The sequence below is a fragment of the Arthrobacter sp. LFS091 genome (assembly GCF_047977885.1).
In the GTDB taxonomy this organism is placed as follows: Bacteria; Actinomycetota; Actinomycetes; order Actinomycetales; family Micrococcaceae; genus Arthrobacter.
Window position 1 is genome coordinate 300004 of the sequence record NZ_JBFPFP010000004.1, and the last position, 19398, is coordinate 319401.

Consider the following 19398-nt stretch of genomic DNA (forward strand, 5'->3'; position numbering starts at 1 on the left):
ATGCCCGGAAATTCGTCAGAATGCCGGGTCATTCCAGCCTACCCCTCCCCCCAGCCACAGGAGTTCTCTTGCAACCTTCCGAAGCGACGCATTCCAACAACCCCCGGCAGCCCAGGACCGTGCTGGTCACGGGCGCTACCGGCTACATCGGCGGGCGGCTGGTCCCCAGGCTCCTCGAAGCCGGCCACAAGGTCAAAGTCCTGGTCCGTACGCCGCAGAAGATCGCGGACGTACCGTGGCATGACGACGTCGAGATCGTGGAAAGCAGCCTGTCTGATTCTGAAGGCCTGGCCGATGCCTTCAGCGGTGTGGAGGTCTTGTATTACCTGGTGCATTCCATGGCGTCGGGCAGCGGTTTCGAAGCCAAGGAAGAAGCCATGGCGCGGCTCGTCGCAGGAGCCGCTGCGGATGCCGGAGTGGACAGGATCGTGTACCTGGGCGGTCTGCACCCTGAGAACACCGAACTTTCCACCCACATGCGTTCACGCGAGACCGTGGGCAAGGTGTTCCTCGAATCCCCTGTTGATGCGATCGTGTTCCAGGCCGGTGTGGTGATCGGTTCGGGCTCTGCGTCCTTTGAAATGATCCGGCACCTCGCCGACACCCTGCCGGTCATGCCCGCGCCCAGCTGGGTCAACAACAGGATTGAAGCCATCGCTGTGCGGGATGTGCTGCACTACCTGGTGGCAGCGGCGGCCCTGCCGGAGCAACTTAACCGTTCCTTCGACATCGGCTCCCGCGACGTCCTGAAATACAAGGAGATGATGAACGAGTACGCGGTGGAACGCGGACTCCCCCGGCGCCTGGTCATCGCGCTCCCTGTTCCGGCACCAAAACTTGCCGGGCTCTGGGTTGCGCTGGTCACCCCCATCCCACTGTCCATGTCCCTGCCGTTGGTGCAGTCACTCCAGCACGACGCTGTGTCGCGGGAGCACGACGTCGACCATTACATCCCCCAGCCCGACGGCGGACTGACGTCCTACCGCCGCGCCGTCGCTTTGGCGCTGGGGAAGGAAAGGGACGGTCAGGTGGAGACCACTTGGGCCAACGCAGGTATCGACGCCGACCCGCTGCCGAGCGACCCGGACTGGGCCGGCTACAAGGTCTACGTTGATGAGCGCACCTTCCACAGCGAAGCCAAACCGGAACACGTCTGGACCATCATTGAGGGCATCGGCGGCAAGAACGGCTGGTACTCGCTGCCTCTGGCGTGGCGGATCCGCGGGTGGCTGGACAAGCTGCAAGGTGGGGCCGGGCTCCTGCGGGGACGTCGGGATCCGAAAACGCTGAACACGGGCGAAGTGGTGGATTGGTGGCGCGTCGAAGCCATCGACCGCGGGCATTTGCTCCGCCTGCGGGCTGAAATGCGGGCCCCGGGCGGCGCCTGGCTGGAGTTGGGGGTTGAGCCCGACGGCGAGGGCAGCCTCTACAAGCAGCGTGCCATCTTCTTCCCCCGCGGTTTGGCCGGCCGGCTGTACTGGCTGGGCGTGTACCCCTTCCACGGATTCATCTTCCCGTCCATGGCCCGCAACATTTCAGCGGCGGCTATCACGCTCCAGGACGCGGGCCAGGAGCAGGGTTCAGGGGTGCCCACCCAGACCCCGTAGGATGTTTGGGAGCTAAGAAGCTTCACCAATACCATCCACGGAGGACCCATGGCCCTGAGTGCATCCACCACCCTGCCGCACAGTGTCGACCGCGTAGCGGCCGTTTTCATCGACGAGGATTTCCTGCGCCACACCAGCGAACTGGTGGGCGGTTCCTTGGAATCGTTCACCATCGAAGGCGACCCTGCAGGTGCGTTCAATACCACCACGGTCCGTACCCTGCCCACCACGCGCCTGCCGGACATTGCCCGCAAGTTCGTTGGCGAAACCCTGACGGTCACCCAGAAGGAACAGTGGGAAGCACCTGCTGCTGACGGCTCACGCTCCAGCAACATCGCCTTGAAGATTTCGGGTGCTCCCCTTGATGTGACTGCCGTCCAGCGCCTGGTGGCAGACGGCACCAGCACGCGCATCGAACTCGATGGCACGGTGTCCTCTTCGGTGCCCTTCCTTGGCGGAAAGATTGCTGACGCCGCGGAGCCCATGGTGGGCAAGGCCCTGAACATCCAGTCGCAGCAGGCCCAGGCCTGGCTCGAAAGCCACTAGCGTGGAGATTCCGGCGATCCTGGCCGTCGTCCTGATCGTTGCCGGCGTCTGGTCCTTGGCGGTGTGGCCGCAGTTCCTGAAGCGGGTCATGAAGGATCCCCGCGCCCGGGACGCTGCCGGCAAGGCCACCAAGTTCCTTACGGTCCACGTCGTGCTGGTCACCATCTCCATGGTGCTGGGCCTGGCGACGGCGGCCATCGGCGTCGCGGGCCTCGTCGCCTGACGCTGCGCCCACCCAACCAGGGGACAGCACCTGCTGTCCCCTGGTTGGGTAAGATGGATACTGGTGTGCCGGGAAGTCTGGTCGGCGGAGTCATTGTGCTCCCCTTTGACCGACTGATTTCCGCGAGTTAGGAGCCCTTCGTGGCCCAGAAGCCCCCCGCAGCCACCAAGCAGCCCGGCAAAGTCTTTGCCCGGTCCAGCTACCCCGAATATCGCCGCATCCTCTCCATCCTCCGCACCGAGACCGTCGGCGGGGCCCTCCTCCTGGCAGCCACGGTGGTTGCGCTCATCTGGGCTAACTCCCCCGCAGCGGGCGCCTATTTCGCCCTCCGCGACTTCAGGATCGGCTACGAACCGTGGCACCTTGAACTCAGCCTCGGCCACTGGGCCTCGGACGGGCTGCTGGCGGTGTTCTTCTTCCTCGCCGGACTTGAGCTCAAGCGCGAATTCGTCGCCGGGGAGCTCCGCAAACCGGCCCGGGCGGTGGTCCCGGTTGCAGCAGCCATTGGTGGCGTGCTGGTCCCCGCCCTGATCTACGTCCTCTTCAACCTCAACAGCCCTGATACCCTGAAGGGCTGGGCGATCCCCACAGCCACGGACATTGCCTTCGCCTTGGCGGTACTCGCCGTGATCAACACGCACCTCCCCGCGGCGCTGCGGACCTTCCTGCTGACACTTGCCGTGGTGGACGACCTCATCGCGATCGGCATCATCGCGTTTTTCTACTCAACCGGGCTTCAGCCACTCATGCTGCTGGCCGCCCTGGTTCCCTTGGGCCTGTTCGCGTTCCTCGTCCAAAAGCGGATCCGCAGCTGGTACCTCCTGCTCCCCCTGGCCCTCGCTACTTGGGGCTTCGTTCATGCCTCCGGTATCCATGCCACCGTCGCCGGAGTCCTGCTGGGCTTCGCCGTTCCTGTCCTGGCCAACGGAAAGAAAGGGGAACCCGCCGAGGGCCTGGCCGAGCACATCGAACACAAGCTCAGGCCCTTCTCCGCAGGATTCGCGGTCCCCGTCTTTGCGTTCTTCTCCGCTGGCGTAGCCTTGGGCGGATTCGATGGGATGGGTGCAGCACTGACGGACCCCGTTGCCGTGGGCATCGTGGCGGCTTTGGTGGTGGGCAAAGCCGTGGGCGTTTTCGGAACCACGTTCCTGGTCACCAAGACCACGCGCGCCAGCCTGGACTCAGGCATTGCGTGGATCGACCTCTTCGGGCTCGCCCTGCTGGCCGGCATCGGGTTCACAGTCTCGCTCCTGATCGGCGAACTCAGTTTCGGCGCCGGATCCGCGCACAACGACCACGCCAAAGTGGCCATCCTGGCAGGTTCCCTGATCTCGGCGCTGCTGGCCGCCGTCGTCCTTAAGGCCCGTAACCGGCGGTACCGCCAGGTCCAAGCGGACGAAGAAAGGGACGACGACGGCGACGGCGTGCCTGACGTCTTTGCCCGCAGCTGACCGAAGCGCCGCTGCGCCCGACTGCTAGGTGGTTGTGGCCTGGTTGAGGGCGTCCTCGGCCGCGACCCAGGAGATCATGGCGCACTTGACGCGGGCCGCGTAGCGGGCGACGCCCTCAAACGCGGCGGCATCGCCGAGGATCTCGGGGTCGGCGTGGACCTTTCCGCGTGATCGGAGGACCTCGCGGAAGTTCTCGATCACCGAGTGCAGTTCCTCCACCGACATGCCTTCACCCATGTCGCTGAGCACCGAGGCGGACGCCATCGAGATGGAGCAACCCGCGCCGTCCCAGCTGATCTGCTGAACGGTTCCGTCCGACACAGCGAGCCGCAACGTGACCTCGTCCCCGCAGACCGGGTTCAGCTGATGCGACTGTCCGGTGGTGGCGCCGGCCGGAGCTGGAGTTTCCGCGAGCCCGCTGCCGTGCCGTTGCTTGGAGTGGTCCAGGATGATCTGTTGGTACAACTGGTCAAGACTCATGATGCGCTGATGCCTAACTAAGTATCTGGGGGGAAACCCGGTGTTCAGGCCTGGAAGTAGGCCCGGACCCCGGAAACGGCGTCAAGGAAAGCATCGACGTCGTCCGTGGTGTTGTAGAGGTATGTGCTTGCGCGGGTGGTGGCCGTCAAACCCAGGCGGCGGTGGAGGGGCTGCGCGCAGTGATGGCCGACGCGTACCGCGATTCCGCGATCGTCCAGGAACTGGCCGACGTCATGGGCATGCACGCCGGCGACATCGAAGGCAGCCAGTCCAATGCGTTCAGAGCCCGAAGCAGGACCCACAACGCGGATGCCGTCGATGCTTTCCAGCCCCTTGACCAGCCGTTGGCCCAGGGTCGATTCCCATGCGTGGATGCGCTCGATGCCGGTTTCGGCGAGGTAGTTCACGGCAGTTGCCAGAGCCACTGCCTGCGAGATGCGCTGAGTACCGGCTTCGAACCGCTGCGGGGCGGGCAGGTACTCCGCCCGTTCCATGGTGACCGTGGTGATCATGGAACCGCCGGTCAGGAACGGCGGCAGGACATCAAGGAGTTCCTGCTTGCCGTACAGGACGCCCACACCGGTAGGTGCCAACATTTTGTGGCCGGAGAACGCAGCGAAGTCGACGTCCAGGTCCTTGACGTTGACCGGCATGTGCGGCACGGACTGGCAGGCGTCCAGCACCACCAAAGCGCCGACGCGACGAGCCAGGGCCACGAGCTCCCCCACGGGGTTGATGGTTCCCAGGACGTTGGAGGCATGCGAGAACGCCAACACTTTGGTCCGCTCCCCGACGATTTCCGCCGCAACATCCAGGCGAAGCGCGCCGTCGTCCGTGATGGGGATGTATTTGAGCGTGGCACCGGTCCGGAAAGCGAGTTCCTGCCACGGGATCAGGTTGGCGTGGTGCTCCATTTCGGTGACCACGATCTCGTCACCTGCGCCAAGAGCCAGTTCCTTCAACGCGGCGCCACCACGGCCCTGCGCGGCCCACAGCGCGGCGTTGGAGAGGGCGTAGCTGACCAGGTTGAGGCCTTCGGTGGCGTTGGAAGTCCACACTGTTTCTTCGTAATTGGCGCCGATGAAGTCGGCGACAGTCTGGCGGGCGTCCTCGAACACTTCCGTGGCTTCGACCGCCAGGTGGTGCGCCCCACGATGAACCGCAGCATTGCGTTGCTCATAGTATTCCTGCTCGGCCTCGATCACGCTGAGCGGGTTCTGGGACGTAGCCCCGGAATCGAGGTAGATCAACGGTTTGCCGTTGACCAACTGATCCAGCACCGGGAAGTCGTTCCGGATCCGCAACACCTCCGCATTGTCCATGGCAGGCACGGACCGTAGGAGTGAGGCGGGGGTTGATACGGCAGTCAAGGGACGCTCCTTGGAAATCCTTCAGGGACTCCCCATTATCCCACGGAGACCTCCGGCGTGCGGAGCAGGGGGTGTGCCTTACAGCACGTTAGCTGCCGGCCCGCCCGGGGGCCCACCCCAGCGGCGGAACAGAGCCGCTGTCGAAAGCGGTGAGCAACTTGTTGACCAGCCTCGTGGTGCGGCGGCTTGCCGCGCTCCGGGTCTTGGCCTCATAGCCGCGCGCGGCGCGGGAGTAGCTCATGGCGGCGTGGGCGAACAACCGATCATCCGATAGGCTCCGGCCCGCGGCCTCAAGCGACTTTGGCTCATCTCCCATCAACGCCTTGGCAAACATCGCGAGGGAAGCCCCGGCCGCACCCTGCAGGACCGCGGCTGCTTCGGCCAGCTGCCGCTGGCTGGCGGGATCGTCGACGGCGGCCGCGTGGGGGTCCAGCGCGATGAGGGAGAGCGCCTCGGCTTCGATCAAAAAGGTCCGGTCCCCACGGCTCTCTCCTGCGAGCTGGATCAAATGGGCCGGCTGGCAGGAGGAGCCATCCCGCCCGGCGACACAATCCCGGGCCGCCGCGACGTAGAGCGCGCTGAGCCTGGGCAGCAGCGCCCCGGGATCGTTTCCGGTCAGTGCGGAACTGCCTTGCCGGGCACATTCCAGGGCGGCCTCCGGATTTCCGCACAGGGCCTCCGCGTAGGCCAACAACGCGGCCGCCAGCGAAAGTACCTGCGGAAGGCCGGCGTCGTGCAACTCTGCCAGCACCGGCCTCAAGGTGCGTCGTGCTGCCCTGGCGAGCCCCTGGACCAGCTCGGCATATCCCCGGGCGACATCCATGCACACGGCAAGGTTCGCCGGCAGGGCGTAGGGGGCGGGGCAATCCAGGAGTGCGTCCATGGTGTCCCACGCCAGGCTGTACCTCAGGCAGATGGCGTGGCGGAGCAGAACTGCCGGCCGGAACATCGCCAAGGCCGGGTCCGCGTCGAGTGCCGCCATCGCAGCTGAGGACCGTTGCAGCGCCTCCGGCACGGCGCCGGCGAGCAAGAGGCGTTCGGTGTCCCGGACGTTGCCGGCGACCAGGGACCACGGTTCCGCGCCATCCGGCTCGACACCTGGAACGGCCCCGAGGAGCTCCAGCGCCATGAGGTGGTGCGTGGCATCGGACTTCACGGCCGGCGACTCTCCGCCTACAGCCAGGCCACGAAGTTCGGGGGCTGCTTCGCGAAGTTGGCCCTCGGCGAGCAGCGCCCGGGCCCGGAGGAGCCTCGCTTCGTCCCGGTGGCCCGGATCCGAGACGGCCGCCGCTGCCCGCATGGCAAGTTCCGCCGTCGACGGCCTGTCAGCGGCGGGCGCCGCAGCCAGGAGAAGTTCATCCGAAAGGGAGAGTCCACACTCCAGTGTCCATGTCATCCATCGCAGCAAGGTAGGCGCGGACTCCCTGGTGAGCGCCGGATCCTCGATTCCCAGACGCAAAGCCACGCTCCTGGACCGGGGAACCGACAGTCGGGTCGCCTCGCCACGCAGCCACGGACTTGTCCGGAGCAGAGGCGGGCCGCCGGCGAGCATCCTGACGTGTTGCAAAGCAAGGAGGTGTTCCACGGCCCCTTGGCCAAAGTGGCGCTCCACGACGTCCAGGCCTATCGGTTCGGCGAGCGCAACGAGTTCCAGGGCCTGCCGCTCTTCCGACGTCCTCGCAGCGTTTTCGGTGCGGACACGCTCAACAACCCGCGGCCAATCGCAGTGTGCGCGGACGTCAATGGTCCAGAAGCCCTCCCGCTGCACCAGCAAACGGGCGCTTCGGGCGTCTGCGATCGCCAGGCAGAGGAGGGCCGCATTGAAGCCGCATATGGCCGAGAGCAGGCTGCTGGCCCGTCGCTGGACCTGCCCGCCCAGCAGCGCTTCGCACAGGGCGTGCGCCTCTCTGAACGTGAAAGGGGGAAGGAAGTACTGGTCCAGGAAGCCTTCCTCCCAGAGCTGGTAGAGATCCTGGGGCAGGGGCCGGCGGCTGTCGGCGGTTGCCACCAGGGTGGCCCCGAAGCCCGGAATGAGCTGCAACAGGACAGCCAACGACGCCGGGTCGACGTCGTGGATGTCGTCCACCAGCAGGACCAGCGGTGGTCGCGACGGCGGGGTCGGCTTCCTGTTGCGGCGTCGTCCGGGAGGTGGGGTGTACAGGTGCGCGGCGGGCCCCAGTGAACTGGTGAGGGCGCGGAGGACATGCAGGCCCGGCAGAACGGAATCACCGCCGTCGGCTTCGAAGGCCCCCAACGCGCCATACCGGATTGCCTTCAATTCGGGGGTGCCCGCGAAGGTGCGGACGTCCATGGTGTCGGATAGTCCTGCTTTGATGGAGAGCAACAGGTGGGTCTTTCCCGATCCGCTGTCACCTGCAACCACGATCCCGCTGGTGGATGGCGATGGTACTGAGGAAAGAATGATGTCCAGAAGCTGTGTCCGGTCCGGGAGGGGCGATGGCCGCAGTCCGGCTGTGACGGCGTCTTCGTCCAGCCAAGGATCCGGCAGCATGCACACTCCACTAGAAGCAGTCCCATGGTCCGGGAATTTGGGGGGGTCCGCGATTCGCGGGTCCCTGGCCTAGAAGCCGGCGACGGCTGGGGGGAGAGTCTCGGTCTCAGAAGACTCTGTCGCCGCCGGCTTCGTCCAGGGCCGGATCACCTTGCGGTGGCCGGAGCATCGGTTCTGGAGACCACCGATGCGGATGATGCGACTTTCGGAATCCCGGTGATGCTTGGGGCTGAACCGTTCTTCCAAGATCAATATTGCCGGGACCGGAAATTCCGTACATCAGTAGTTGGTACTCGAATAGTTCGGGGCTTTCGGGACCCCGATACTGTGTTGTACTCAGTCCCTTGGGCGGGCACTACTTGGTTTGGGCTCGGGACATCCGGGGATTACTCCAGTGAATGGTTAAACACCGCAGGATCCCGGCACAAGTAGCGCGGGATCCTGCATGCAGGTACTCGGTTTGGTCCTCTCAGGGACGGACCGCAGCCCCAAGGTCTTCGCGTCGGCGGATACCCAGTTTGGCGTAGCTCCGATACAGGTGCCCTTCCACGGTACGCACCGAAACCATCAGCTTCTCGGCAATCTGCCGGTCAGTCAGTCCCGAGACCGCCAACGCAACAATGTCCTGCTCGCGTCGCGTCAACGGGACGGACCGGTCCGCGTCGGCCTGCGGATCATGGACCAGTGCGTCACCCAGGTTCGCCTCGCTGACGTCCCGCAGGACCGCCGCTTGCCTGGCCTCGGGACGCTTTCCTTCGGCATCGAAAGTTGCCGCAGCCTTGTCAAAAGTCACAGCTGCGGGGCCCGGCATTCCGGCAGCGGCCAACAGGTTGCCCGCGTTGACGTACCCTTGGCCCGTACCGGCCACGTCGGCTGCGGCAAAAGAATGCCAGCCGGCCGCCCAGGCCCCCGCCATCGACGACGCCGTTGCCCTGATGGACTCCATGGCATCCGCTTCACCGAGTTCGGCCCTGAGGACAAGGTTCTGGAGCAAAAGACCTGGCAGGCCGTGCACTGGCCGGGACGCAGGGATCTGCCTCAGTGCCGGCAAACCGGAGCCCTCCTCAACGAGTTCCATGCCGGCCAGCCTGAAGATCTCGGCCAGGGAATCCACATATGCTCCGCCAGAGCCGTTGGTGTCCTGCTCCCCTGCCAACCGGTGGGCGAGGGCGGCATCACCGGACCTGGCCGCGGCGTACAGCGCCAGTGCGGCGCCCAGACCACGCAAGCGTTGAGGATCAGTGACCCCGAGGGCTTCGACGGCGGGGGTCAGCATCTCCGTGGCCTGCTCCAGCCGGCCCTGCCGAAGCAGCGACAACCCCTTCAGTGCCTGGATACCTCCACCGAAAACAATGAGGCCCATGGCCGAGCTTGCGGCGTATCCGTCAAGCGCGGAGTTGGCTGCATCCCAGTCCCCGGACTCCAGGGCTGCGAACACATAGCGGACCACCACGAAGTCGCGGAAGTAGAGCAGGTCCTCCGTGCGCCCGTCCAGGAGCGACAAAGCCTCCCGGCCCGCCTCCATTGCCTGCACAGGCTGGCCTTCTGCGGTGAGCAGTTCACACTGTATGGCCAGCAGGGAGATCCGGTTTGTGACGAAATCCGCTTGTTCCGGGTCAAGGTCCGCAGCAAAGAGTTCCAAACCTTCGCGGAGTTCCCCGTACTGGCCGTCGTAGGCCAACGCGGCCAACTCCAATACCCGGGCTTGCCTGCCCACGTGCCCGCTCATGGCCTCCGGCAGCCCCTTCACCAGGGCTTCCGCAGCGGCCTGGGCCTCGGCCACGATCGCTCCGGATGAATCCCCGGCTGCGGTCCTGGCCGCGGCCCACAACAAGCCGGTCCCCAGGGGTCCCGACGGGTCGGCGTCCAGGAACCCGGAGTCCACCTCCAACAAGCGCGCGGCACTGCGGAAGTCGCCGTCGTGATAATGCACCATCGCCATCACTGCACGTGCCCGCGGTTGCAGCGCATCCGAACGGACTTTGCGGGCTGCCGCCATGGCCAACGGATTTTGGAGCAGCCTGGCGGCCAGGAAGGCAGCCTGGAGCAACTGTTCATCCTCGACGTCGGCGCCACAGTCCAGCGCCCAGCTCACCATGCGGAGCAACCCTTCCGCCGTTGGCGGCTCCGAGAGCAGGTCCTGCACCATCCTCTGGCGGATTTGCAGGCTGCGGGCTGGCGAAACGATCTGGCGAAGAGCCTCGCTGTACAGCGGATGCCACATTTTGAGGGGGCTGCCGGGACCGTTGGTTGATACGACCATGCGGTTGTCCACCAACGCCCTTACAGTGTCCCTGCCAACCTGGGCGTCCAATACCGAGGCGGGGACGGGTTCGGACAGGGCAATGACGTACATGGCCTCCCGTTCGGCCTCGCTGGTCCGCAGGACCCTGTTCCGCACGACCTCGGCCAGCCCTTCGCCCGTCCCGGTGAGGGCACCTGTCAGGAACCAGATGCCGTTCCGGCGCACCAGCTTCCCATCGGCCCGTGAATCGTCCAGCAAGCAACGCAGCAGCAAGGGGTTGCCCTCGGAAAGGGTGTGCAGCACCTCAGCGACGCTCGCCATGACTGTTCCGCCAAGGGTTTTCTCAGCGAGTTCAGTGACCTTGCCCTTCTCCAAGGGGTGTAGTTCCAGCCGTTCGGCCAGTCCGTCGTACCACAGCTGGAGCAAAGCCGGCGGCAGGCCAGGACGAGGCCGGCTGGTCGCCACCAGCCGGGCCCAGCCTGCCGTCACCAGTTCGGCCAGGATTTGGGTACTGCCTTCATCGAGGTCATGGGCATCATCGACGATCAGCAGCAGGCGGGCACCTTCTCCGCCGCGGCGCCTCTCGAACTGCGACCAGAACTCACGAAGTATCGCTACGGGGGACGTCGCCTGCTCCACCGGAAGGTCCAGCAGGTAAGGCGCCAGGACGCCATAGGGAACAGCGGACAGTGCGGGACTTCCGTGAATCCGCATCACCACCATCTCGCCGGCGAGGCGGGCGGCGATCTCGGCCGCCAGGGCAGTTTTGCCGATGCCGGGGTCCGCGAGCAGGAGCACAGCCCCCGCACCCTCCTGGCGTAATATCTCCGTGGCCAAGGCCAGCTCTGAGTCCCGGCCTACAAGGTGCTCAGCCTGCATGGGCAATCCGTGCCGACCCTAAGGGGTTTCCGGGTCCAACCTCACAGCAGCCCATTGAGCTCGCCTCGAGACGAAACACCAAGCTTGGTGAACACCTGGTACAGGTGGCCTTCCACAGTTCGCACAGACACCCCAATATCCATCGCGATTTCGCGATTGCTGACACCCTTTCCGGCGAGTTTAGCAATTTGGCGTTCCCGTTCCGTCAACACCGGCGCGTCGCTGCGCGGCTGGATGGGCAGCGCCGAAACCGAGTGCTCCAGCCGTTCGAGCCTCAACTGGGCTGTCCGGGCAGCTGTGGACTCGCCGGCTTCGCGTGCAAAGTCCAGGGCCATGGCCACGCACCGTGCTTCGACGACCAACAGTTCCAGCGCCGAGGCGGCGTCAGCGGCGGCAAGCATCGACTTGGAGCTCTTGTTCAGCGCTCCGCGTGCCAGGTCTGCTGAGATCCTGGCCAGCGGCCCTTGTCGGTGGCCGGCGATGTCTTCCAGAAGCCGGTATTCCTCATCCGTGCCTTCCACTGTCGCGCCGAAGAGGCAGATACCGGCCGTGGTGTAGCGCTGGTTTTCCAAGTCATTGCGGACCCGGGCCATGAGCCGCTGCTTGACGTCCCTGTCACCCATCCACCGCCCGGCCATCTCAGCGCAGAACTCGGCAACGGACTCTGAAAAGTAGGTGCCAACACCCCGGCAGGTGCGGTACAGGTCCAAGTACCGGCCCGCTTCCACCGAGTTGCCCAGCTGGGCGTAGGCGAATGCGGTGGCCGCATAACCTACCTTGTTCATGTTCATGGCCGGGCGCAGCTCCAGTTGCGCAACCGCTGACCGCAGGGGCTCGATCGCGCTCGCTGGCTTCCCTGCGTAAGCGTAGGCCAATCCGATTCCCAATTCAGTGAGCGCACCCCTGTACTGCAGGCGGGACGATCGTGAGGGGGTGCGGCGGACGAGCTCAATGCATTGCCGCCATTGTCCGGAGAGCAACAAGACCAAAAATGTGTGCCTGGCGAATGCTTCCTCAAGCTGGCCGGGTCGGTCCGTATCTCCCAGCTGCCGCGAAACGGCGCGGGCAAGCTCCTGGGCATCAAGCTCCCGGCCCATCATGCAGCGGGCCTCCACCAGGAACAAGGACGAGCGCAACCAGTGCTCCATGTCCTCGGCGGGGTCTTTGTCCAGCTCTTCTTCCAAGGAATCAATCATGGCCGCGTACTCACCCATGAAGGTGTTGTACTCGTAGCTGCACAGCTGGAGCCGGTTCCGTGCCTTGGCCATGGTCCCCGCCGGGTGTGCGCCGTTCATGGCGTCGAGCTTTTCCAGTCCGTCCGAGATGACGCCGGGGACCAAGGCCGAGCGGCCATCGATCCACGTCATGGCCTGGCATTTCGAGGCCGTGAGTTCGGCAAATTCCAGCGGGTCCAGGGCGGACACATGCTGCTCTGAGACTTCATCCAGCGCCTGTGCGGCGTGCAGGGGAAGGTCAAGCATGAGGTAGGCGGCAGCTTTCAGGCGCTGTCCGGGGACCCACTCACTGTCCTTCGGGTCAAGTGACTGCGTGCACTGGATGGCAAAGTTGGGGTCATAGTCGTCCAAAGCTGCCCTGCCTGCGGCCAATGCCAAGGAGGGAGAGGGTGTGGGCTCGTCTTCTGAGGCGTGCATCCAGGCTGCGTAGCTCAGCAGGTCCTGCGCTGCCAGCCCCTGAAGGTCGGGCTCTTTGGGTCCGTGGAGCATGAGTCGAAGCTCCTTCATCCGACGGGTGTTGAGCCACCCACGGACAACCTCACCCATATAAGGGTCCCGCAGCGAGACCCAGTGCGCCTCACCGCGTTCGACCGTGAGCAGGCCACGCTCTTCCATCTCCACCAGGACGTCAGTATCAACGAGGCCTGCCAGGTCAACGAGCGTCGCGCGCTGAGCGCAAGCCAGGATTTCGACGACGGTCCTGCTGGCTTGCGGTTCGCGCGCCAGCCTGGAACGGACGAAGTCCTCCACCACGGTCGCGCCTTCAAGCTTGATCCGGTCGCGGAGCGTCCACACGGAATCATTGAGGACCAGGTTGCCTGAATGCCGTTGCTCCTCCAGGAGGGCATGCAGCAGCATCGGGTTACCACCCACGGCAGAATGCAACGAACCCACCAAGGTGGAAGAAACGTAGTGGCCGAGGACGGAACCAAGCACCTGCTTTGTCTGTTCTTCGCTGAGCGTGTTCAAATGCACTTCAGCGAGCTCGCCCTCAAGGACCAGGCGGTGGAAGTCTGCGGGGAGTTCGCTTGAGCGCTGCACCGTGGCGATCACTTTGGCGGTTCCCGTGGCCATGAGGTTCAACAGGACCCCCGTGCTCATCGGATCCATACCGCCGGCATTGTCCACGATGAAGACTGTCTCCCGACCTGCAGCTTCTGAGCGGATCAAGTTGGTCACTGCGTGCAGGATGCCTGTTGGCGAGCTGACGGCCTCGGAAGGCAAACGCGCCAGAAGGAAGCCAAGGCATCCGTAGGGGGTTTGTGCGCCGGCCACGGTATTGCGCAGTTGCAGGCTGTGGACCTTGGGTCCCAGCGAGGAGACGACCGCGCGTGCGACGCCGGACTTGCCGATCCCCCGATCACCGGTCAGGACCACGCCGGAGGAGTCCGAGGACTCAAGGAACTGCACTGCCTTGGACACATCACGGCTTCGTGCCAGGAGCGACCACGTTTGCCGATCCGTCGCGCCGCCCACAAGATCAGGAGCCGCAGCCCTCGCTGCGCCTCCACCGCTCCTGTTTAGCAACTCCGCCGACATCCGCATCCTTAGCTACACATCCGCGACAGTCCCCCACCGCTCTTCTGCGTACCATGCACACTACCTTCGGGCGCCGACAGTGTGTAGGCCTTAGGGTCCTGGGGACCGTCAGGCTTTGATCAGGCTTTCCTCAAGATTTGCTCAAGTTTTGGCGGGGTGGTATTTCTGCTGCGCCGCCAGCAACCCCTGGGCCATGAGCAACTCCACGGCGTCGGCTGCTTCGTCAATGAGGAACGGGAGATCCTTCTTTTCTGCGGTGCCGAAATCGCGCAGTACGTAGTCGGCAGTTTCCATTCGTCCCGGCGGCCTTCCAACACCCACGCGAACGCGGTAGTAGTCCTTGGTGCCGAGGGCTTTGGAGATGTCCCGAAGGCCGTTATGTCCGCCTTCACCGCCACCTGTTTTTAACTTGACCGTGTTAAAAGGGATGTCGATCTCGTCGTGGACAGCGATGACGTGGTCCGGGGCGATGTCGAAAAAGTTGCACAATCCGGCGACCGGGCCGCCGGAGACATTCATGTACGTCATGGGCTTGGCCAACACCACCCGCGGTCCGCCAATGCCAAGCCGGCCCTCCACCACCTGGGCCCGCGCTTTATGGGTCTTGAACTTCCCTCCCATGCGTGAGGCCAGCTCATCCAACACCATCTGGCCCACATTGTGCCGGTTGTTGCTGTACTCGCTGCCGGGGTTGCCGAGGCCGACAATCAGCCAGGTGTCAGTCATGATCCCATCCTAGGAAAGCGTCACGGTCCGTGTTCAAGGGCAAAGGCAAATGGCCGGGACCCCAAGGGGGACCCGGCCATTTCAAGGCAGGAGCCTCAAGCAGTCAGAAGACTACTCTGCGGCTGCTTCCGTGGTCTCTTCTTCCTCGGAGGCGGCGGCTTCAGCGACGCGGACCACCAGGGTGTCGCCTTCGGTGAGCAGCGTGGAACCCTTGGGGAGTTCGAGGTCCGAAGCGTGAACGTTCTCGCCGGCCTTGCGGCCTTCGATGTTGACCTCGACGGCGGTGGGCACGTGGGTTGCCTCAGCTTCGAGGGAAACCGTGGTGGCTTCGAGGCTGGCAACGGCACCCGGTGCAACTTCACCGGAAACGTGGATCGCGATGTCGACGGTAACCTTCTCGCCGGCCTTCACGGTCTGCAGGTCAACGTGCTCGATGATCTGCTTTACGGGATCGCGCTGGATGTCCTTGACCAGCGTCAGGTGCTGCTCGCCGTCAACGTCGATCGCGAGGAGTGCGTTGGAAACGCGCACTGCCAGCGTGGTTGCCTTGCCCGGCAGGTTGATGTGGATCGGCTCTGCGCCGTGGCCGTAGATGACAGCCGGGATCTGGCCGGCCATGCGTGCACGGCGGGCGAAACCCTTGCCGAATTCGGTGCGCAGTTCTGCGGTGAGCTTCTGCTCAGACATGTGTACTCCTTGATTACTGTGGCGTCCGGCGAAGGCCGGACAGGTCTATCAGCAAGGGCGGAGGTCTGGAGACCTTCTACGCCCGGCTGGGATTGGCCGCTGTGCAGCCATTCCGCCTGTGTTGAAGGAGATGCAGACCCAGTCGATAACGGAGACCCGCAACCCTGGTTCACACTGCTGCGAACCGGATGTGCTCTCCCTCGCCAAGGTATCCCCAAAAGTTTAGCAGCGAACACCCTTCAAACTGAAAACGGGCCACCCGCACGCCCGGAGGCGGCAGGTGGCCCGTTTCATGGGGCTTGGGTATCAGGCCTTGCCGTCGAACAGGCTGGTGACCGAACCGTCGTCGAACACTTCACGGATGGCGCGGGCGATCAGCGGCGCGATCGACAACACCGTCAGCGACGGGAAGCGCTTCTCGGCCGGGATGGGCAGCGTGTTGGTGACAACCACTTCACGCGCCCCGGAATCCGCCAGGCGCTGGGCCGCGGGGTCGGAGAACACGGCGTGCGTGCAAGCGATGATGACGTCCTTGGCGCCGGCGTTCTTCAGCACCTGGACGGCGCCGGAGATGGTTCCGCCGGTGTCGATCATGTCGTCGATGAGAACGCAGGTGCGCCCCTCGACCTGGCCAACGACCGTCTTGGAGACGGCCTGATTGGGAACCGTGAGGTCGCGGCTCTTGTGCACGAACGCCAGCGGGGCACCGCCGAGGCGCTCAGCCCACTGCTCGGCGACGCGGACGCGGCCGGTGTCGGGCGAAACAACTGTGATGTTGTCGGCTTCGACCTTGGTGCGGATGTAGTCAGCCAGCAGCGGGATGGCCATCAGATGGTCAACGGGACCGTCAAAGAAGCCCTGGATCTGCGAGGTGTGCAGGTCAACGGACATGATGCGGTCCGCGCCGGCCGTCTTGTACAGGTCGGCAACGAGGCGGGCGGAAATCGGCTCGCGGCCGCGGCCCTTCTTGTCCTGGCGGGAGTACGGGTAGAACGGGGAAACAACCGTGATCCTCTTGGCAGAGGCGCGCTTGAGGGAGTCGATCATGATCAACTGCTCCATGAGCCAGTTGTTCAAGGGAGCCGGGTGGGCCTGGATGACGAAGGCGTCAGTGCCTCGCACGCTCTCGGCCGAACGGACGTAGATTTCCCCATTGGCGAAGTCGTAGGCGTCGATGGGCAGGAGTTCGGTCTCCAGCTCCTTCGCGATTTCCTGCGCCAGCTCCGGATGCGCCCTTCCGGCGGCGAGAATCAATTTCTTCTCGCCGTGTGCGGTAATTTCGCTCATGCCTAGTTGCCCTCTTCTGTGGTTGCCGGGGATTGGGAGGATGTGGAAGCCTGCGCGGCTTGGGCCAGCTGTGCTGAGGCCGTGCCTGGGCGGTTGGAGATGACCCAGTCTTCGGCATTCCGCTGCGCGGCCAGGCTCAGGGCCAAGGCACCGGCGGGGACGTCCTTACGGATCACGGCGCCGGCACCGCTGTACGCGCCGTCGCCAACAGTCACCGGGGCGACGAACACGGTGTTGGAACCTGTGCGGACGCCGGAGCCGATAACCGTGCGGTGCTTCTTCTCGCCGTCGTAATTGGCAGTGATGTTGCCGCAGCCAATATTGGTGTCCTCACCGATCTCGGCGTCGCCGGCATAGCCCAGATGTGAGAGCTTGGAACCACGGCCGATCGTCACGTTCTTGGTCTCATAGAATGCGCCAATCTTGCCGGTCTCCCCCAGCACCGTGCCCGGGCGGAGGTACGTGAACGGTCCCACGCTTGCCTTGGCACCAATCGCGGAGCCGGAACCGTGCGTGCGGGTTACCTTCGCGCCTTCGCCGACAGTGACGTCGGTGAGGGTCGTGTCAGGTCCGACGACGGCGTCACGGGCCACCGTGGTGGAACCGTGAAGTTGCGTATTGGGCAGCAGTCGGACGTCTTCGTCCAGGGTGACGGTGGAGTCGATCCACGTGGTGTTGGGATCCACGACGGTCACGCCGGCGCGCATCCAGGCCTCGACGATCCGGCGGTTGTGCTCAGCGCCCAGCGCCGACAACTGGATGCGGTCATTGGCACCCTCAACCTGCCAGCGGTCTTCAGTGACGACCGCGGCGACCCGGCCGCCGGCGTCGCGCGCCAAACCGAGGACATCGGTCAGGTACATCTCGCCCTGGGCATTGTCCGTGGTCACATTCTTGAGTGCGTCCCTGAGGACTGCCGCGTCAAAGGCATAGATGCCTGAGTTGACCTCGCGGATGCTGCGCTCGGATTCGCTCGCGTCCTTATGCTCACGGATGCCGGTGACAGTTCCGTCTTCGGCGCGGAGGATCCGGCCATAGCCGGTGGCATCGTCCAGGACCGCGGTGAGCACCGTCACTGCGTTGCCCTCGGCTTCGTGGGTTGTCACCAGTTCACCGAGGAGTTCACCTGTCAGCAGCGGGACGTCGCCGTAGGTCACTACTACCGTGCCGGTGAGTTCAGCTTCGGCGTCGAGCGCTGTGAGCGCGACTTCCACCGCGCGGCCGGTGCCGGGAATCTCGTCCTGGTCAACAATGAGTGCCTCGGGATCCAGTGCTGTGACGTGCTCCGCAACCCTGTCCCGCTCGTGGCGGACAACAAGCGCCAGCTTCAGCGGGGAGATGGAACGGGCGGCGAGGAGAGCGTGGCCCACCATGGAGCGCCCGCCGATTTCGTGGAGAATCTTGGGAGTCCGCGACTTCATGCGCGTTCCGGCGCCGGCGGCCAGAACAATGACCGCTGCGGGACCGGTGGTTTCGGGGCTCACGTACTGGCTCTCCTTGCTCGGTATGTCCCGGGTAACCCGGCTTCGGAATGCTGCCATCCAACAATGGACCCAGGCACCGTTCAAGCCGTTCCAGGTACAGAGAGGAGCGCATTTTCCGACCGTTCCGCCCATAGGATTCGAACCTATACTCCACGGCTCCAAAGGCCGGGGTGCTGCCGTTACACCAGAGCGGACCGTGCATGGTTGACACCTCCAGGCGGCAGGGCCCGGGGGCTTCCCGGCTCACCGGGATGCACACACAAGAATCTAGTTTGCCATGACCTTTGCGTGGTTCGCGACTCGGCTGGCCCCCACTCGTTCCGCGACGCTCCAATGAACACCACCTTCGCCCTTACCGGGTGGCACCTGGGGCATGATGGTCACGTGAGCAAGCGCACTGAAATCTCCCTGCCAGTGGCCGCCGTCGAGCCCGCTGACGCCGCCCACAACGGTCCGGCAGTGCGCGTTCGGATGACTGGGCAGCAGCGCAAATCCCAGCTCATTGGCATCGGCCGCGCACTCTTCGCCGCCCGTGGGCTGGACGGCACCACCATTGAGGAAATCGCAGCCACGGCCGGTGTGTCCAAGCCGGTCATATACGAACATTTCGGGTCCAAGGAGGGTCTGTACCGCCAAGTCGTGGAGACCGAATTCCGGATACTCCTGGACTCCATCACCGAGTCACTGAGCGCCGACGCCAAGCCCCGCGTCCTGGTGGAGCGTGCCGCGCTGGCCCTTCTGGGCTACATCGAAGACCGCACGGATGGATTCCGGATCCTCATGCGGGACGCCCCACCATCCCAGCCCGAAGGCGCCTTCTCAACCCTGCTCTCGCATGTCACAGCGCGCGTCGAGCACCTGCTTTCGGACGAATTCGCCCGTCGGGGTTTCAGCGCAGCCGACGGTGCCATGTACGCGCAAATGCTCGTAGGCATGGTGGCCATGACGGGCCAGTGGTGGCTCGACAGCCGCCAACCCGACAAACGGGCGGTTGCAGCCCACTTGGTGAACCTTGCCTGGAACGGGCTCACCGGCCTGCAGAAAGAGCCCGAGCTGCGTTCCGAGGGCTGAGCCTGCCCCTTTCTCCCCTAGTTCCGTCGCCAACCCGCAATTGCGTCGCTGGGCAA

General features: G+C 64.7%; 14 protein-coding genes and 1 tRNA gene. 5 read left to right on the forward strand and 10 right to left on the reverse strand.

Going from position 1 to position 19398, the window contains the following annotated elements:
• Positions 1–68 precede the first annotated feature (68 nt).
• From ACNQOP_RS09540 to nhaA, 4 genes are all read left to right on the forward strand, one after another.
• The gene (locus tag ACNQOP_RS09540) at positions 69–1607 is read left to right on the forward strand and encodes an SDR family oxidoreductase (protein WP_257368600.1); all 1539 of its coding nucleotides are present in this window, start codon (positions 69–71) and stop codon (positions 1605–1607) included.
• A gap of 48 nt (positions 1608–1655) precedes the next feature.
• On the forward strand, positions 1656–2153 hold the full coding sequence (locus tag ACNQOP_RS09545) for a DUF2505 domain-containing protein (RefSeq protein WP_211713204.1): 498 nt from the start codon (positions 1656–1658) through the stop codon (positions 2151–2153).
• A gap of 1 nt (position 2154) precedes the next feature.
• On the forward strand, positions 2155–2376 hold the full coding sequence (locus ACNQOP_RS09550; RefSeq protein WP_211713203.1) for an SCO4848 family membrane protein: 222 nt from the start codon (positions 2155–2157) through the stop codon (positions 2374–2376).
• A gap of 140 nt (positions 2377–2516) precedes the next feature.
• Positions 2517–3827 (forward strand): Na+/H+ antiporter NhaA, encoded by a 1311-nt coding sequence (gene nhaA / locus ACNQOP_RS09555; RefSeq protein WP_416404323.1) that lies wholly within the window; start codon positions 2517–2519, stop codon positions 3825–3827.
• Positions 3828–3851: 24 nt separating this feature from the next.
• Here the strand turns inward: nhaA and sufU are convergent, their stop codons facing one another.
• From sufU to ACNQOP_RS09605, 10 genes are all read right to left on the reverse strand, one after another.
• A complete protein-coding gene (sufU, locus tag ACNQOP_RS09560) occupies positions 3852–4307 on the reverse strand; it encodes a Fe-S cluster assembly sulfur transfer protein SufU (protein ID WP_235519402.1) in 456 nt (151 codons plus the stop codon).
• A gap of 44 nt (positions 4308–4351) precedes the next feature.
• Positions 4352–5677: a cysteine desulfurase gene (locus ACNQOP_RS09565; RefSeq protein WP_416404324.1), complete on the reverse strand. Its 1326-nt coding sequence runs from the start codon at positions 5675–5677 to the stop codon at positions 4352–4354.
• An 88-nt stretch (positions 5678–5765) separates the two neighbouring features.
• The gene (locus tag ACNQOP_RS09570; RefSeq protein ID WP_416404325.1) at positions 5766–8189 is read right to left on the reverse strand and encodes an AAA family ATPase; all 2424 of its coding nucleotides are present in this window, start codon (positions 8187–8189) and stop codon (positions 5766–5768) included.
• 469 nt (positions 8190–8658) lie between these two features.
• Positions 8659–11313 (reverse strand): AAA family ATPase, encoded by a 2655-nt coding sequence (locus ACNQOP_RS09575; protein WP_416404326.1) that lies wholly within the window; start codon positions 11311–11313, stop codon positions 8659–8661.
• 41 nt (positions 11314–11354) lie between these two features.
• Positions 11355–14087, reverse strand: coding sequence for a LuxR C-terminal-related transcriptional regulator (locus ACNQOP_RS09580; protein ID WP_416404327.1), 2733 nt, complete (start codon positions 14085–14087; stop codon positions 11355–11357).
• A 141-nt stretch (positions 14088–14228) separates the two neighbouring features.
• Positions 14229–14813, reverse strand: coding sequence for an aminoacyl-tRNA hydrolase (gene pth, locus ACNQOP_RS09585; protein ID WP_416404328.1), 585 nt, complete (start codon positions 14811–14813; stop codon positions 14229–14231).
• Positions 14814–14924: 111 nt separating this feature from the next.
• Complete coding sequence (locus ACNQOP_RS09590) at positions 14925–15500, reverse strand: 50S ribosomal protein L25/general stress protein Ctc (protein WP_235519390.1); 576 nt, start codon at positions 15498–15500, stop codon at positions 14925–14927.
• 306 nt (positions 15501–15806) lie between these two features.
• The gene (locus tag ACNQOP_RS09595) at positions 15807–16787 is read right to left on the reverse strand and encodes a ribose-phosphate diphosphokinase (RefSeq protein WP_011774071.1); all 981 of its coding nucleotides are present in this window, start codon (positions 16785–16787) and stop codon (positions 15807–15809) included.
• Positions 16788–16789: 2 nt separating this feature from the next.
• Positions 16790–18271, reverse strand: a complete 1482-nt coding sequence (gene glmU, locus ACNQOP_RS09600) for a bifunctional UDP-N-acetylglucosamine diphosphorylase/glucosamine-1-phosphate N-acetyltransferase GlmU (protein WP_416404329.1) — start codon at positions 18269–18271, stop codon at positions 16790–16792.
• A gap of 122 nt (positions 18272–18393) precedes the next feature.
• Positions 18394–18465: transfer RNA gene (locus tag ACNQOP_RS09605), tRNA-Gln, on the reverse strand.
• A 277-nt stretch (positions 18466–18742) separates the two neighbouring features.
• On the opposite strand from ACNQOP_RS09605, the gene ACNQOP_RS09610 reads away from it, so the two are divergent.
• Entirely contained in the window at positions 18743–19342 is a 600-nt protein-coding gene (locus ACNQOP_RS09610) for a TetR/AcrR family transcriptional regulator (RefSeq protein WP_235519747.1), read from the forward strand.
• Positions 19343–19398: the final 56 nt, after the last annotated feature.